Annotated in this window: 14 protein-coding genes; all 14 read right to left on the bottom strand. The window is 40.6% G+C overall.

What is annotated here, in order from left to right; all coding sequences use genetic code 11:
• Window positions 1-118: 118 nt before the first annotated feature.
• The 14 genes from LZD48_RS04290 to LZD48_RS04355 all read right to left on the bottom strand — a co-directional run bounded on the left by LZD48_RS04290 (window position 119) and on the right by LZD48_RS04355 (window position 16,314).
• Complete coding sequence (locus LZD48_RS04290) at window positions 119-916, bottom strand: TIGR00282 family metallophosphoesterase (protein WP_235761502.1); 798 nt, start codon at window positions 914-916, stop codon at window positions 119-121.
• A 645-nt stretch (window positions 917-1,561) separates the two neighbouring features.
• Window positions 1,562-3,127: a ribonuclease Y gene (rny, locus tag LZD48_RS04295; protein ID WP_235761503.1), complete on the bottom strand. Its 1,566-nt coding sequence runs from the start codon at window positions 3,125-3,127 to the stop codon at window positions 1,562-1,564.
• 298 nt (window positions 3,128-3,425) lie between these two features.
• Entirely contained in the window at window positions 3,426-4,481 is a 1,056-nt protein-coding gene (recA, locus tag LZD48_RS04300; RefSeq protein ID WP_255770536.1) for a recombinase RecA, read from the bottom strand.
• Between the two features lie 173 nt (window positions 4,482-4,654).
• Window positions 4,655-5,905: a competence/damage-inducible protein A gene (locus tag LZD48_RS04305; protein ID WP_235761504.1), complete on the bottom strand. Its 1,251-nt coding sequence runs from the start codon at window positions 5,903-5,905 to the stop codon at window positions 4,655-4,657.
• On the bottom strand, window positions 5,902-6,480 hold the full coding sequence (gene pgsA, locus LZD48_RS04310) for a CDP-diacylglycerol--glycerol-3-phosphate 3-phosphatidyltransferase (protein WP_235761505.1): 579 nt from the start codon (window positions 6,478-6,480) through the stop codon (window positions 5,902-5,904). The genes LZD48_RS04305 and pgsA overlap by 4 nt, the downstream gene beginning before the upstream one ends.
• Before the next feature lie 680 nt (window positions 6,481-7,160).
• Window positions 7,161-8,051 carry a helix-turn-helix domain-containing protein gene (locus LZD48_RS04315; protein ID WP_235761506.1) on the bottom strand — a complete coding sequence of 297 codons (891 nt, stop codon included), beginning with the start codon at window positions 8,049-8,051 and terminating at the stop codon, window positions 7,161-7,163.
• Between the two features lie 17 nt (window positions 8,052-8,068).
• Window positions 8,069-8,857, bottom strand: coding sequence for a DUF3388 domain-containing protein (locus LZD48_RS04320; protein ID WP_235761507.1), 789 nt, complete (start codon window positions 8,855-8,857; stop codon window positions 8,069-8,071).
• A 155-nt stretch (window positions 8,858-9,012) separates the two neighbouring features.
• Window positions 9,013-9,276: a DUF3243 domain-containing protein gene (locus tag LZD48_RS04325; RefSeq protein ID WP_235761508.1), complete on the bottom strand. Its 264-nt coding sequence runs from the start codon at window positions 9,274-9,276 to the stop codon at window positions 9,013-9,015.
• Window positions 9,277-9,363: 87 nt separating this feature from the next.
• On the bottom strand, window positions 9,364-10,086 hold the full coding sequence (gene ymfI / locus LZD48_RS04330) for an elongation factor P 5-aminopentanone reductase (protein ID WP_235761509.1): 723 nt from the start codon (window positions 10,084-10,086) through the stop codon (window positions 9,364-9,366).
• Between the two features lies 1 nt (window position 10,087).
• Entirely contained in the window at window positions 10,088-11,371 is a 1,284-nt protein-coding gene (yfmH, locus tag LZD48_RS04335) for an EF-P 5-aminopentanol modification-associated protein YfmH (protein ID WP_235761510.1), read from the bottom strand.
• Entirely contained in the window at window positions 11,364-12,653 is a 1,290-nt protein-coding gene (gene yfmF / locus LZD48_RS04340; RefSeq protein ID WP_235761511.1) for an EF-P 5-aminopentanol modification-associated protein YfmF, read from the bottom strand. Before yfmF ends, yfmH begins: the two co-directional genes overlap by 8 nt.
• 195 nt (window positions 12,654-12,848) lie before the next feature.
• Window positions 12,849-15,125 (bottom strand): DNA translocase FtsK, encoded by a 2,277-nt coding sequence (locus tag LZD48_RS04345; protein WP_235761512.1) that lies wholly within the window; start codon window positions 15,123-15,125, stop codon window positions 12,849-12,851.
• Between the two features lie 266 nt (window positions 15,126-15,391).
• On the bottom strand, window positions 15,392-15,598 hold the full coding sequence (locus LZD48_RS04350; protein ID WP_235761513.1) for a YlzJ-like family protein: 207 nt from the start codon (window positions 15,596-15,598) through the stop codon (window positions 15,392-15,394).
• Window positions 15,595-16,314 (bottom strand): ClpP family protease, encoded by a 720-nt coding sequence (locus LZD48_RS04355; RefSeq protein WP_235761514.1) that lies wholly within the window; start codon window positions 16,312-16,314, stop codon window positions 15,595-15,597. Before LZD48_RS04355 ends, LZD48_RS04350 begins: the two co-directional genes overlap by 4 nt.
• Window positions 16,315-16,357 lie beyond the last annotated feature (43 nt).

Raw genomic sequence — 16,357 nt, forward strand, 5'->3', positions numbered from 1 at the left:
TTATAGTTCTATTTCTACTATATTCCTTGAGTTGTAAGCTTATTCCCTAAACCTGCTATAAGAAGCCGGGAACAACAAACTCGTATTACCTCAGCACAAGGGATGTGATAATTGACAATCATTCAAAGAAGGGATGGTCATCATTTATTAAAATTCTTTCGATGTCTTCTGCTTTCCCTGTTTTTGGATTGATGGAAACCAATACTCCATTTAACTGTTTTCTACCCTTTTTTGTAATTTCAAAACGTACTGGCAAGGATGTTAGAAAACGTTTTAATACAGCTTCCCGTTCTACTCCAAGTATTCCATCATAAGGACCTGTCATGCCAACATCGGTAATATAAGCGGTACCTTCCGGAAAAATTCTTTCATCTGCTGTTTGTGTGTGTGTATGTGTTCCGACGACGGCACTAACCCTTCCGTCAACATACCAGGCAAACGCCTGCTTTTCACTCGTCGCCTCCCCGTGGAAGTCAACGAAAATAATGTTCGTCTGCTTTTTCGCTTCTTGAATCAGATTATCTATCGTTGTAAACGGGTCCTCAATTGCTGGTAAGAAGGTTCTGCCTTGCATGTTGATAATAGCTACCTTTACATCATTTACATTTAAATAAACGATCCCTTTACCTGGGTTATTTTCCGGAAAGTTTGCTGGGCGGATAAGGTATTTTGCATCATCAATAAAGTCAAAGATTTCTTTTTTATCCCATGTGTGGTTTCCCATTGTAATTGCTTGAGCGCCCCATTCGAGAAAATCTCGATAAATTGATTCTGTAATTCCTTTACCGGCTGCAGCATTTTCGCCGTTAAGAATCGTAATCGTTGGGCGGTATCTCTCTTTTAATCTTGGCAGATATTCCTTAACCATGTCCCGTCCTGGTGAACCAACAACGTCACCAATAAATAAAATTTTCATCTTCACATCATCCTTCTAATCTAATTCCTAATTTTTAAAAGTTTGTTCAGCGTTTCCATTTACTGTTCCAAAAGTAGCCAAGAGAAACTATCGATTGCTTTCATTCAGCATAAGTGTTCTGCACGTTCCTAATTTTAGAGCTCTAATCACCGTTCAGTTGCCCGGAAGACGGATGCTTTCCGTGGGCACGGCCTCAGCCTCCTCGGAAGAAGGGCACTTCCTGCGGGGTCTTCGAACTCGTGCTTTTCCCGCAGGAGTCACCGTCCTCCGGGCAACTGAACTGGTAAGCATTATTATTATGAATGGAAATCATCCCATCTTTCCAAAAAAAATAAGGTTCCAAATAAGGTTTTAACTCGGAGCAGTTCGATACCTCGAGACTCCTGTGGGAGGACAGGCCTAGGTGAGACCCCACAGGGCTTTAGCCCGAGGAGGCTCACCAGCCGCCCACGGAAAGCGAGAGGTATCGGGACTGCGGACTGCCAGAAGAAAGTTGTACTTACGCTGAATGAAAAGAATTATCAGCTCAATTTTCTAGGTAGATACTTTTCTTATTTTCAGGGCTGTGAAAGTTGAGTTATTATTTTACCCTGTTGGGATTTTTTAAAACGGCGGCAAAAAATAAAAGCAGTCGGATGACTGCTTTTATTTGGCATATTCAACTGCTCTTGTTTCCCTGATTACTGTTACTTTAATATGACCTGGGTAATTGAGCTCACTTTCAATACGATTACGAATTTCTCTCGCTACTCTTAATGATTCAAGATCATCAATTTCATCTGGTTTTACCATTATGCGAATCTCTCGACCAGCCTGAATGGCATAAGATTTCTCTACTCCCTCAAAGGATTCAGAAATTTCCTCCAGTTTTTCCAGACGTTTAATGTAGTTCTCAAGTGTCTCGCTTCTTGCACCTGGTCGTGCAGCGGATAAGGCATCGGCTGCTGCGACTAATACGGATATAATTGAAGTTGGTTCTTCATCACCGTGGTGAGAAGCAATCGCATTAATGACGACTTCGTGCTCTTTATATTTCATCGCAAGTTCTTTTCCAATTTCTACGTGACTACCTTCTACTTCATGGTCAATCGCTTTTCCGATATCATGAAGTAAACCAGCTCTTCTTGCTAATATTACATCTTCACCTAGTTCTGCAGCAAGCAAACCAGATAAGTAAGCAACTTCTGCCGAATGTTTTAATACATTTTGACCATAGCTTGTACGATATTTTAGACGACCAAGTATTTTTACAAGATCCGGGTGCAGTCCATGCACACCAACCTCAAATGTCGTTTCTTCACCGACTTCACGAATATATTCATCAACTTCACGTCTTGCTTTATCTACCATTTCTTCAATACGCGCCGGATGGATTCTTCCATCTTGGACAAGTTTTTCCAATGCGATACGAGCAATTTCCCGGCGTATTGGATCAAATCCAGATAGGATAACGGCTTCTGGCGTGTCATCGATAATAAGATCAATACCAGTCAACGTTTCTAATGTTCGTATATTTCGTCCTTCTCGACCAATGATGCGACCTTTCATCTCATCATTAGGAAGGGTGACGACAGATACAGTTGTCTCTGCAACATGGTCTGCAGCACAGCGTTGTAGTGCTAACGAGAGAATGCTTTTCGCTTTTTTATCAGCTTCTTCTTTCGCTTGATTCTCCGTTTCTTTAATCATGATAGCCGCTTCATGCTTCACTTCTTTTTCAATTCGTTCTAAAATAATTTGTTTTGCCTGGTCCGTTGTATAGCCTGAAATGCGTTCAAGCTCAGCTTGCTGCTCCTCTTTCATAGCTTGCACTTTGTTTTCCATTTCTTCAGTTTGCTGTTGTCTCTCTGTTAAAGCTTCTTCCCGCTTCTCCAGTGATAATTCACGGTTATCTAGAGAGACACTTTTTTGATCAAGAATATCTTCTTTTTGCGTCAAACGATTTTCTTGTTTCTGGAGTTCAGCACGGCGTTCACGCAGCTCATCCTCTGCTTGCTGACGAATTTTATGGTTCTCATCTCTTGCTTCAAGGAGTGCTTCCTTTTTAGCTGCCTCTGCGTTCCGGTGGGCCTCTTCGACTATTTGTTTTGCCAAGTCTTCCGCACTGGAAATCTTTGCTTCAGCAATCGACTTACGAATCAGATAACCAACAAACAGACCTATGATAAGGATGAATACTAGCAAAAGGGAGATGATCAAAGGGTGGTCCATATTTTTCACCTCCTATTGCTATAAAGTTGTTGTACAATTCATTATCTTCGTCATGTACTCATTATCAATACAAGGATTAATAATTACCGTATAATTGAATAAAATTATACAATGTTAATTTTAATTGTCAATTTACTTATTGTCAAGGAAACTTCAGAACTATTTCAGAAGTATTTCAAGTAAAAGTCATATTGTAAGAAAGCAAGTACAAGTTTCGCTTCCCATCGTCTCATATCTAGGATCAAAAGTTCAAATAAAAAAGCTGCCCTTCGATAAAAACCGAATAGACAGCTTCGTATTATAGATCGAGACTTTTTTGTTCATCGGATGACGAAGTATTCTCTGCATCTTCTTCCGATCCTTCAACTTCCTCAAGTTCATAATGACTGCGAATCTCATTATTCACTTCTTCAAAAATTGCAGGGTTCTCTTTCATAAATTGCTTTGCATTCTCTCTACCTTGTCCTAAGCGCTCTCCTTTATAAGAATACCAAGCACCGCTTTTTTGAACAATATCAAGATCTGCACCAACATCAATGATCTCGCCTTCTTTAGAGATTCCCTCACCATACATAATATCTACTTCGGCTTGTTTGAACGGAGGCGCTACTTTGTTTTTCACGACTTTTACCCTTGTCCGGTTACCGATCATTTCATTTCCCTGCTTCAATGTTTCTGCCCGGCGGACTTCTAAGCGCACGGAAGAATAGAACTTAAGTGCCCGTCCACCTGGAGTTGTTTCCGGGTTACCGAACATAACGCCAATTTTTTCGCGGACCTGGTTAATGAAGATGGCGGTAGCATTTGATTTATTGATTGCACCTGATAGTTTACGCAAAGCTTGGGACATTAACCTTGCCTGCAGTCCCATATGGGAGTCACCCATTTCCCCTTCAATTTCCGCTTTCGGAACAAGGGCGGCAACGGAGTCAACAACAATAATATCAACAGCGCCACTGCGTACAAGTGCTTCTGTAATTTCAAGTGCTTGTTCTCCGGTATCAGGCTGGGAGAGTAACAGTTCGTCTGTGTTTACTCCAAGTGCACGTGCGTATGTCGGGTCGAGCGCGTGCTCCGCATCGATAAACGCTGCTTGTCCACCTTGCTTCTGAGCTTCAGCGATTGCGTGGAGGGCAAATGTTGTTTTACCCGAAGATTCAGGGCCATAAATTTCTATTACCCTTCCTCTAGGATACCCGCCAATCCCAAGTGCCACATCCAAAGCTAATGAACCGCTTGGGATCGTTGCAATCTTTTGATTCTGTTCTTCTCCAAGTTTCATAATAGAACCTTTACCAAATTGTTTCTCTATCTGTCTTAAAGCCATATCTAATGCTTGTTTTCTCTCACTCAATGAAAATACCTCCTCAAATTATCTATCTCTATCATACGCTTTTTTTTCCTGTTTGACAAGCAAAAAACGAATAGATGTTCGATAATTATCACACCCGTTCGACCTGTCTTTTCTTAATTTTCAAGTAAATATGGAGGCTGGTTTTTCAAAACGTAGCATGATTTTAGTGCAATTTACACTTTTACATATTTAAAAATTAATTCAAGGCCTTTCATAACGGCACGATTTCGGATCCTGTTCCTGTCTCCTTGCAACTGGAATCCGAACGCTGTATCCTCTTCTCCAGCAACGGATATACCGATATATACTGTTCCAACTTGCTTTCCTTCCACTTCATTTGGACCAGCAATTCCCGTAAAGCTAATACCGACTGTAGATTGTAGTTTCTCTCTAACATTTCTTGCTAAGGATAATGCGCAAGCTTCACTTACAGTACCTTTTTCCGCTATTACTTGCTCCGAAACGCCCAACACTTCCATTTTTACTGCTGGACTATAGCAAACGACACCTCCCTGGACGACTTCACTTGCTCCTGGTACAGAAATGAGCCGATCCGTGAATTTGCCACCTGTGAGGCTTTCTGCGGCTGCAATCGTTAGCTGCTGCTTTTTAAATTGTTCAATAATAACTTGTTCGATCGTTTCGTCATTCTCAGCGACAAAGTAATCCCCTACTTTCAGAAGTACAGCTGATTTTGCTTCAGCAAGTAAAGTGTCCAGCCCTTCTTCTGAATCAGCTTTTGCTGTTAAACGGATAATAATCCCATCGTCAGTTGCAAGCGGGGCGATTGTTGGATTCGTTTGCTCGCGAATAACATCTTGTAATTCATGTTCCAGTGCCGACTCACCGATTCCGAGAAACTTTAAAATGGTCGAACGGATCATTTGTTCTTTACCCGTTAACTTATATAGATACGGTAAAATATCTTCCTTAAACATTGCTTTCATTTCGCGCGGGACTCCTGGGAGGAAAATCCATGTCCGCTCTTCATATTGGACAATCATTCCCGGTGCCATCCCTTGTTTGTTCAATAAAACGGTAGCTGTTTCAAACACCCGTGCTTGTCTCCGGTTATTCGGTGTCATTTGCCAACCTGACTGCTTAAACCAATCTTCAATTTTTTTCATGGATGGCTCATGTTCGACGATTGGAATATTACAGATTGCTTGGAAAGCCTCACGGGTCAAATCATCTTCTGTTGGTCCTAATCCGCCTGTAACAATAATAATATCTGAACGTTCATGAGCCTGTTTAAACGTATCCGCAACTCTGTTCAAATTGTCACCTACAACGACATGGTTATAAACATTAATACCGTATAAAGCTAACTGCTCGGATATCCATTGTGCGTTTGTATTCGCTATTTGCCCTAATAGCAACTCTGTTCCTACTGCAAGAATCTCTGCCTTATATTGTTTTTTCATTTCGAATCCCTCATTACATGCCAATTTTTGTAAAAGTAATCAACACCTGAAATCACAGTAAAGATTAAAGCTAAGTAAAGCAAGATTGTTCCCAATGGGAAATTCAAGTAAGAAAAAGGAAAATTATGAAGGAGCAGAATAATTATCGCAATCATTTGTGTTGCTGTCTTCAACTTACCCATACTCCCAGCAGCAAGGACAGTGCCTTCTCCTGCAGCTACTAAGCGCAGCCCGGTTACAGCGAACTCCCTGCTAATAATGATAATTACGATCCATCCGGCTGCAAGTTCCATCTCCACGAGCATAATAAGTGCAGCGGAAACGAGCAGTTTATCAGCTAATGGATCAAGAAACTTCCCAAGGTTTGTAATCAGATTATGTTTCCGGGCGTAATATCCATCGACCCAGTCGGTTACTGAGCCAATAATGAATATAAGTGCCGCAATGAAATGGTGGACTGGTAATGTCGTATTACCGATATTCCACTCTCCAAAGTCAAGCGGTAATGATAATAACAAAATGAAAATCGGGATGAGAAAAATACGAGATAGGGTGAGTTTATTTGGTAAATTCATCAGCTTTCCTCCTTTGCGCTAATACTTTCGTTTTATATTATTTCACTTTCACACCTAAAAAATCAACATAATCCAACCTTATCAAATATAAAAGAACCATAAATTGCTTTCATACAGCGTAAGTGATTTGCACGTTCTCATGGTTCGCTCTCTAATCGCCGTTCAGTTGCCCGGTGGACGGATGCGCATCCTTAGGCACTGCTAGAGCTCCTCGGGCTAAGCACTAAGGGGTCTCCAGGCTCGTGCTGTTCCCGCAGGAGTCACCGTCCACCGGGCAACTGAACTGGTGAAGATGATTATGATAAATAGAAATTATCCCATCATTACAGCAGTGTGAAGATTGCATTTATAGAATAATAAATAGTGTTCTAAATTAGGCTTTTCCTGGTAGCAATCCAGACACCTCGAGACTCCTGCGGGAGGTTAGGCCTGGCGAGACCCCTTAGTGCTCAGCGCGAGGAGGCTTGCCGGCCGCTCAGCAGGTGCGAGAGGTGTCTGGACTGCGGACCTCCAGTAGAAAGTTTCTAAGTTTGGCACACTTACGCTGTATGAAAGCATTAGTTGTTTTTTTATCACGCATTAGCGGTCTTAATCCTCCACTGATTGAGGCTGCACTTTATGAGCTGGAAAATGATAAAACCCTTCCGCATTCGGTAGGAAGGGTTAATGCTTACGATTACTTAATTAATATTGAACAATAAGCGTTGGTGGTCTCTTTCACTTGGATCGATCGGATATTCAAATGGCACGTCATTAACCGTTATATCCAAATTAGGCGTACTGCCGATGTTTAAATGAACTGTTTCTTCACCAGTGACATCTACTTCTATCGGTGAATTTTCAGGAGTAACAAAGCTTCCGTACAATGATTCTCCGTTCCCGGTCTCCACATCGAGCCAAACGTTTGTCTCGGATTCAAACTGGAGAATGAGCGCTTCTTCTGGATTTGTTATCGAAATTGTTGATTCAGGAGGAGAGCCGCTACCAACCTCTTCCACTTCGAAAGTTAGTTCTCCTGTTTCATCTTCAGGGGTCTCATCTTCCTCAGCAGTGTCGTTTGTTTTCTCTTCTTCATCTTTATTTTCCTCCTCAGATCCAGACGTGTCCTGATTATTATCATTAGAATTTTGGATAATCACTTCGCCCGAATCTTCAATCTCCTCCGGGTCATTAGGTGAATACGATTGATTGTAAAACCATATCCCTGCCCCGATAATACCTATAATGAGCAGAGCGACAATAATTTTAGGCAACACGGAAAAGAATGTGCCGGATCGTTCAGCTGCATTTTCTTTTGAGCGTTCAACCCGTGTATATTGGATTTCGCTCTCTGATTCAGATTTTGGAATTTCTTCCTTATGTTCCTTTAATAATTCATCGGAATCAAGACCGACTGCTGTTGCGTATTCTTTAATAAATGCTCGAGCATAAAATTTACCGGGAAGCAGATGGAAATTTCCTTCTTCAATTGCAACTAAATATCTTTTCTGTATCTTCGTCGTTTCCTGTAAACTTTCTAATGAAAAGCCTTTTGCGATTCTCGCTTCTTTCAGCCTAGCACCTACGTCCATAATTTACACCTTCCATCTTAGAAATCAAACATGTTAAAGCCGCCACCTGAACCAAATGTTGGATTTTCAATTGATTCATATGTGATTTCTTCTCCTTCGTGGCTTCTTAATTCAATTATATAATCAAAATCATCTAACGTATATTCCGTAGCCTGAACAAATATGTCAGGATGTTCCACAACTTTTACAGCCGGTAGCTGCATCACTTCCCGAATGAGCCGCCAATGCTCTTCATTTGCCCTCTTTTTCGAAACAACACCATCTATGATAAATATATTATCTTCATCATATTCTCCGGCAATCAGTTTATTCCGTACCGTCTGTTTTATCATCGTGCTCGAGACAAATAACCAGCGTTTATTCGAACTAACGCTTGCTGCAACAATCGATTCTGTTTTCCCGACCCGCGGCATTCCCCTGACGCCAATCAGCTTATGGTCATCCTGTTTAAATAGCTCCGCCATGAAGTCAACAAGAATACCGAGCTCTGTTCTTACAAAGCGCACTGTTTTCCGGTCATTATCCGTATGAATATATTTACCGTGGCGCACAGCCATCCGGTCTTTCAGTTTTGGTTTTCGGATTTTAAGAACTTTTATAATATCAACTGTTTCTAGAATCGATGCTAACCTTTTAATATTCTCATCCCGTTCAGAAAGCAATAATAAGCATCTTCTCGAATTCTCAAGACCATTAATCGTAATAATATTAATTGAAAGCATCCCTAATAAAGATGAAATGTCCCCTAATAAACCAGGACGATTGATTTGATTCTCGTATTCAAGATACCATTCTGTCCTTTCCATCTTCCGGTCTCCTTTACCAAACGAATAATGGCGTTCGAATAAATTGGTGAATAATCTATTTATACTATAAATGATTTTTTAACGAGTGAAAAGGGAAATAGCGAACAAATTGAAAAAGAAGCTATATAGATTAACTATACAGCTTCTTCAACGAATTATCCATTATTATTTCCCTGTTCTTCAACCAACCTTACCATGGAACTTGCGATTGCCTGCTGCTCCTCTTCAGAAGCAGCATTCCACAGCTCCTTTAAGATAGCTTCTTCCTTATTTTTTGCATCAACATTCGATGCGAGATAATCTCCTACTTCATGAGCGACGTTCGTAATGGTTTCATGATTCATACCACTAGATTTTGCCTGCTGTAGGCGATTAGCAAGAAATCCTTTCCATGAATCAAAATTATCGAGAATGGACATTGATTTAGCCTCCTTTTTATTGCCCCCTATACGCACCTATAGTATTCAACATCTCCTCATGATTTATGCATCGAAATAAAAAGTTGGCTAAATCATCCATCCTCCGGTTACAGGAAGAATGTGACTGTTTAAGAATGATGTCTGCCGGTCTAAAAGAAAGCTTACAGCCTCTGCGACTTCATGCGGAAAGCCTGCTCGTTTTAAAGGAATTGTTTCGTAAATCTCAGATCTTTCTGCTGTTAATAAAGAACCATTCATTTTCGTATCAATGAATCCCGGACTAACTGCATTTACCGTTACGTTACTTGCTCCTACCTCCTTGGCCAATGCTTTCACGAAACTGTTCTGCGCCCCTTTTACTGTAGAATAAAGCACTTCATTACTCGCTCCTACCTCCCCCCAGATAGAAGTGATAAAAATTAATCTGCCAAATTGGTTTCTAATCATGCTTGGAAGCAGCTGTTTCGTTATTTTAAGCGGTGCATGTACATGAAGTGTAAGCAATTCGGTAAAACTCTTTTCTTCCACATCCTGGAATAAGCCGAATTCTGTTTTCCCGCTTGCAAAAATAACACTATCGACCTGAAAAACAAGACTCGAAAGCAGCTTATTTATCCCTTCTTCCATTGACAGATCAGCTTGGATAATTTGTAAAACCTGCTCACTTGCAATTTCCTCCGCTAACTCGGTAATAACAGAATGATTAGAATGGAAGTGGAGGATTAGTTGGTCCCCCTTTTTCACGCGCTGTCTAGCAATCGCTATTCCAATATCACCACTTGCACCAATAATCAATACATTTTGTGCCATGTTAGGCTTGTTTGACCGTGCATACTGCAAGCTGGTCTTCGTTAATCCATTTTTTTAGAAATTCGTTAACATCAGCCGTAGTCAACGCTTCAATTTGCGGGATGACATCAAAGAAATTAATACCGTGACGGTGGTAATCAACGAAATTGTTGGCAATATACTCGAGCGAATTCATGGCGCGGAGTATTCGACCGATTTTCTTTTTCTTCATCCGGCGAAAAGCTTCATCCGTAATTTCTGCCTCATTTGTTGAGCGTAGTAAATCTTTCACTTTAGCAGCGAAGTCTTCTGGTCTTTCCGTGTTACCGCCAATCAATGTATACCCGAAGCTCGAATCTAAATTCGTTTCAAAGGAGAAACTTCCGTCAATTAATTCCTCTTTATACAACTCTTGGTAGAACTCGCCGCCCTTAGCAAAGTAATGGTCAAGAATCATCGTTGTAAGCAGTTCTTTTTTCAAAAACGCTTCTTTATCTAAATGACTGCTCGATTCTTTAATTCCAACTGTACATTTCGGAATCGAAACTGGCATATTGATTTCCAAGTATTTTTCCGCAACTTCTTTCGGTTCATCCGGAAATTCCCGTTTGATTTCTCCCATATCCGCAAAACTTTTTCCGGCCTGATTTTCTTCAATTAGCTGGGACAATGATTCTGCATTAATATTTCCAATGATGAATAATGTCATGTTCTCAGGATGGTAAAAGGTGTTATAACATGTGTATAAATCATCTTTTGTAATTTTCATGATGGAATCAACCGTTCCTGCAATATCAACATTTACCGGATGATTTTTAAACAATGCTTTGATTGTGCCCATGAAAGATTGCCAATCAGGCTGATCATCGTACATATTGATTTCTTGAGCGATAATCCCCTTTTCCTTTTCCACTGTTTGTTCGGTGAAATATGGGTCTTGAACAAAATTCAGCAATATCTCCACATTTTTCTCAATATGATTCGTTGCAGAGAATAAATAGGCGGTCTTCGTAAATGAAGTGAATGCATTAGCTGAAGCACCTAGCTTACCAAAGTCGGCAAATACATCTCCATCTTCTTTTTCAAATAATTTATGCTCAAGAAAATGGGCGACCCCATCCGGTACGGTCACTGCTTCCGATTCTCCAATCGGAACAAACTTCTGGTCGATGGAGCCGTAATTTGTAGTAAAAATTGCATACGCCTTCTCCATTTCCGGTCGTGGCATAAGAAAAACGGATAAACCGTTATCTAATCTTTTCGAGTAAATAACTTCATCAATATCTGTATATGTCTTCTTATTCATTTATTTCTCCTCCTTGTGCAGTGAGAAGGTATAACGTATCTTCCTCGATTCGCTCACCAACACGAATTACATCCTCTTTCGTGACTGCGGAAATCCGATCAACAACTTCTTCCAGTGATCGATTCATTCCTGCAAGCTGTTGCTGGTAAAACAATTCAACAAGTCCATGATTATGATCCATTGTTTCCCGCAGTGAATGGATAATCATATCTTTTGCTTCATTCATCTCTTGTTCAGAGAAATTACCTGCTTTCATTTCCGTCATTTGCTCGCGGATAATGTCTCGTGCTTGTTCATAATCTTCTGGAGCAATTCCACTAAAGACGAAAAGCAATCCCTTGTGACTCTCGACCTGGGAAGAGGCATAATAAGCTAAACTATTCTTCTCTCGAACATTCATGAATAATTTCGAGCTCGGAAAACCGCCAAATAAGCCATTAAAAACTTGTAAAGCAGGGTAATCATCGTCAGCATATACCGTGTTCGTACGGTAACCGATATGGAGCTTTGCTTGCTGAATCGGTTCTTGTTCTATTATTTCTTTCGGTTCATCTATTTGTTTTGATTCTTTACGGTCACTCGATTTAGTTGATGCCCTTTCTTCCTGTTTAAATGCAGAAGCAATTGATTTCTCCATCGATTCGATATCCATATCGCCCACGACATATATGTCGAGTTGATCCTTTTGGAGCATTTGAAGATAATAATCATATAAATTTTCGGCAGTAAGCGCATCAAGATCTTCTTCATAGCCATTCACATGAATGGAAAAAGCTTCATCTTTACACATTTCATCGATTAAACGACGATTGGCATAGCGAATCTTATCATCACGGATCGCTTGAATTCTTTGTTTCAATGTAGCCTTTTCTCTTTTAACAATTGCTTCAGAAAAATGATTATCCTCAACATATGGCTCATAAATCATTTCGGCGAGAAGTTGCAGCGCTTCTTCTGTTACAGCTTCTTTGTCGGGTAGATAGCGCTCATTTGCCACTTCAAGCCGGAAACTCACCACATGCTCCTCTCCCCGTTTCGCTCCGTCAACAAAGAGAACAGATCCATATAGTTCATCAAGTTTTAATTGGAGCGCGGTCCGGCCCGGGTAATTCTTGGTCGCTTCCCGCAGCACGTTTTGCAATAATGCTCTTTTCGTTATCGTCTCCCTTTTTAAGGGTGCCTTTAATTTGACGACAAAGGTTAATGTTTTAAATTTTTTCGTAGGTATAAAATGAATATTGTAGCCATTTTTGTTAACGGTCTGTTCTACAATCAAATTCATGAAACAGCCTCCTATGCTCAGTGTTTTACTCTTAATAAATATTCTACACATCTTTCAAACGTTCATCCATTAAAACATACTAAACTTTTACATAATCTGATTCTACGTTGCGCGAATTAAATTCTTTCCGACCTCCAGTAGAGCAATTTTCATAAGAAAAAAACTGACTTATGTGTTTACAAGTCAGTTTGTTGATTAGACGGATGGTGCTTCTTCTTCGGCTTCTGTTTTGGAGACGAGGACGGTTCGTGGTTTGCTGCCTTCGTATGGGCCGACGATTCCTCTTGCTTCCATTGCGTCGATTAGACGTGCCGCTCGCGTATAACCAATGCGGAAGCGTCGCTGGAGCATGGAAACACTTGCGCTTTGCAATTCAACGATAAGCTCCACTGCCTCTTCATATAGCTCATCATCCACTTCCTCCACCACTTCATTTGTATCTTCTGGAATCATCTCTTCCTGATAAGATGCTTTCTGTTGATCAATACAATGATCAACAACGCGCTCCACTTCGTCATCAGAGAGAAATGCGCCTTGAACACGGACTGGTTTAGACGAACCGACAGGCATAAATAGCATATCTCCGCGACCTAACAGCTTCTCTGCCCCACCGGAATCGAGAATCGTCCGGGAATCGGTTTGTGAGGAGACGCTAAATGCAATTCGAGATGGAATATTTGCTTTAATGACTCCGGTAATGACGTCAACAGAAGGACGCTGCGTTGCAATAATAAGGTGGATTCCTGCTGCACGAGCCATTTGAGCAAGCCTTGTAATTGCGTCTTCCACATCATTTGAGGCAACCATCATTAAGTCTGCTAGCTCATCGACAATAACAACAATATACGGCAGCTCTGCTTCCGCTTCCTCTTCCGAAACTGTTTGATTATATTTTCTTATATATTCGTTATACCCTTGAATATTTCTTGTCCCCGAATCAGAGAATAGATCATATCTCCGCTCCATTTCTGCGACAACTTTCTTTAAAGCACGGGATGCTTTCTTCGGATCCGTGACGACAGGTGCGAGTAAATGCGGTATCCCGTTATATACATTCAATTCGACTTTTTTGGGATCGATCATCATCATTTTTACTTCATGGGGCTTCGTACGCATCAGAAGTGTTGTAATGATTCCGTTCACGCAAACACTCTTTCCGCTTCCAGTCGCTCCAGCAATCAGTAAATGCGGCATTTTATTAAGTTCTGTCATGATTGCTTCTCCTGAAATATCCCTTCCAAGCCCGACTAACAGTTTGGAAGACTTATCCGCGAGTGTATCATCCATCACTTCACGTAAGGAAACCATCGCTATTTCTTTATTCGGGACCTCAATCCCTACTGCAGATTTACCTGGAATTGGTGCTTCAATCCGAATATCTTTAGCTGCGAGAGCTAAAGCAATATCGTCATGCAAACTAACAATCCTGCTTACTTTCACGCCAGCTTCCGGAGATATTTCATATTTGGTTACGGCTGGACCAACATTTACTTTGGTAACCTTCGCCTTTACACCGAAGCTTTGGAATGTTTTTTCCAGCTTCCTTACCGTTGCTTGCACTTGTGACTTTTCGTATTGTTGACTCGTTTTGACTGGTTCACTCAAAAGGTCAATAGAAGGAAGGAGATATTCAGGATTTTCACTTTCCGCCTGGGAAAGCTCTGGATCATATATGTCCTCTTCCTCTTCATCATTGTTATCTGCTGCAATCGTCGCAACTTTAGGCTTCTCTTCCCGGTAACTGATCTCAGTAAAATCATTAATAAGGGGTTCTTCCGGGGCAGGTGCTGTATCTTCCACTTGCGCTTCGGAGGCATAGACCGGTTCTTCCTTCTCCTTCCGATTTTCTTTGTAGGTACGCAGTCTTTCACTCATGTTCTTACCAAGCTTTTTCAAATAGGTGAAAAACTTAGCAACCAAGTCACCGATAGAAACTTCTGTAATGAATAATACTCCGATAATAATGGAGAAGACAGAGACAATGATTGCACCAGCATAGGAAAATAGATAATAAGTAAAAGCAAAAAGAATAGCTCCAATCATTCCTCCACCAGTACGGCTTGATGGTACTTGCCCGCTAATATATGATATAAAGTTATCCCAAGTTGCAACAAGAACAGAAACATTCTGCCCACCTTGTATAAGTGGCTCATAGGTCTGGACATGTGTTAGCAAAAGGACGCCGGCAAATAAAATATAAAAACCGGCCATTTTTCTCGTTAGATAATTTGGGTATTTTCGTTTAATTAATAATACAATACCTGTAACTAATAAAAACATGGACGCAACAAAATACCAGATCCCTAAGAAAAAATGAAAGAAATATTCTAACCAGCCTGGGATAGCTCCTTCACTAATGGCACTTGCACCACTTCCAAAAATAGCTAGAAAAATAAATAATAAACCTAACAATTCATATTTTAATAGATTTGATTTTTTTGTGGACTTCCTTTTTCGTTTTCTCTTCGCCATTTCTTCACCTCGCAATCGAAAATCGATTGATAAAACCCTCACCTGTTTATTGGCAAGGGTTTGTTCGTTTAACTCATCTAATTATAGCATACTTTCATTCGTTTTTTCCTATTTCTGCCGTTAATGCGGGATAATTTTAATAGGTGAATGAATTTCATAATTACCAAAGTCGGCTTTTCCATCACCATATGTAGTTGGGAACGAGCCAACTCAACTACATATGGTGATGCTGAAGCATTAAATACGTATTATGAAATTCATTAAGGTTAATGCAGATAGGAACCTGGTCGGTAATGATCATTCAAATAATCATTCGGGTTCGTTGATACTAATTGGGTTAACATATATTCTCCGTTAGGGAACTTGTCAACATAGAGCATTTTCCCACCGTGAGAAACATAAGCTCGTTCCGCTTGTTCCTCCTCTGGATTTGCAAATACTTCTTCCAATTGTAATGGGGTATAGAAAATCATTGTAATACCTCTCCTTCCTCATCCTTTTCTCCGATAAATTCATTTATTTTTTCTATTGCTTCTTTTATTCCGCCGACTTCATCAATCAATCCATGGGCCACGGCTTCATTGCCGACTACATTCGTACCGATATCCCTCGTCAAATTCCCTTTCGCAAACATAAACTCTTTAAATGTTTCTTCCTTTATTTTAGAATGGTTAATTACAAATTGGATCACCCGGTCTTGCATTTTATCCAAGTATTCAAATGTTTGGGGCACTCCAATAACAAGTCCGGTTAATCGCACAGGGTGGATTGTCATCGTCGCGGTTGGTACGATAAAGGAATAATCTGTCGCAACGGCAATTGGTACACCAATGGAATGGCCGCCACCAAGGACAACTGAAACAGTCGGCTTTGACAAGGATGCAATCATTTCAGATAATGCAAGTCCTGCTTCCACGTCGCCGCCTACCGTGTTTAGCAAAACAATAAGCCCTTCAATTTTTGGATTCTGTTCGATCGCTACAAGTTGCGGGAGCAGGTGTTCATATTTTGTCGTTTTATTCTGAGGCGGCAGCTGCATATGTCCCTCTACTTGACCGATGATTGTTAGGACATGGATATTTGATTCCCCGGTCTCGGCGACATTTGTTTGTCCTAGTGCTTGTATTTTTTCGACGATACTGTCTGCTGGATTTTTTTTCAATTCATCAGGATTTGAATCTTTATTCATAAACAAATAACCTCCACCAATTTCATCATTAGATATAGTATGT

Source organism: Oceanobacillus alkalisoli (assembly GCF_021556485.1).
GTDB classification, from domain to species: Bacteria; Bacillota; Bacilli; order Bacillales; family Amphibacillaceae; genus Oceanobacillus; species Oceanobacillus alkalisoli.

Coding starts and splice junctions, on each gene's coding strand:
- LZD48_RS04290 (WP_235761502.1), bottom strand. CDS start 916: ATGAAAATTTTATTTATTGGTGACGTTGTTGGTTCACCAGGACGGGAC.
- rny (WP_235761503.1), bottom strand. CDS start 3,127: ATGGACCACCCTTTGATCATCTCCCTTTTGCTAGTATTCATCCTTATC.
- LZD48_RS04305 (WP_235761504.1), bottom strand. CDS start 5,905: ATGAAAAAACAATATAAGGCAGAGATTCTTGCAGTAGGAACAGAGTTG.
- pgsA (WP_235761505.1), bottom strand. CDS start 6,480: ATGAATTTACCAAATAAACTCACCCTATCTCGTATTTTTCTCATCCCG.
- LZD48_RS04315 (WP_235761506.1), bottom strand. CDS start 8,051: ATGGACGTAGGTGCTAGGCTGAAAGAAGCGAGAATCGCAAAAGGCTTT.
- LZD48_RS04320 (WP_235761507.1), bottom strand. CDS start 8,857: ATGGAAAGGACAGAATGGTATCTTGAATACGAGAATCAAATCAATCGT.
- LZD48_RS04325 (WP_235761508.1), bottom strand. CDS start 9,276: ATGTCCATTCTCGATAATTTTGATTCATGGAAAGGATTTCTTGCTAAT.
- ymfI (WP_235761509.1), bottom strand. CDS start 10,086: ATGGCACAAAATGTATTGATTATTGGTGCAAGTGGTGATATTGGAATA.
- yfmH (WP_235761510.1), bottom strand. CDS start 11,371: ATGAATAAGAAGACATATACAGATATTGATGAAGTTATTTACTCGAAA.
- yfmF (WP_235761511.1), bottom strand. CDS start 12,653: ATGAATTTGATTGTAGAACAGACCGTTAACAAAAATGGCTACAATATT.
- LZD48_RS04345 (WP_235761512.1), bottom strand. CDS start 15,125: ATGGCGAAGAGAAAACGAAAAAGGAAGTCCACAAAAAAATCAAATCTA.
- LZD48_RS04350 (WP_235761513.1), bottom strand. CDS start 15,598: ATGATTTTCTATACCCCATTACAATTGGAAGAAGTATTTGCAAATCCA.
- LZD48_RS04355 (WP_235761514.1), bottom strand. CDS start 16,314: ATGAATAAAGATTCAAATCCTGATGAATTGAAAAAAAATCCAGCAGAC.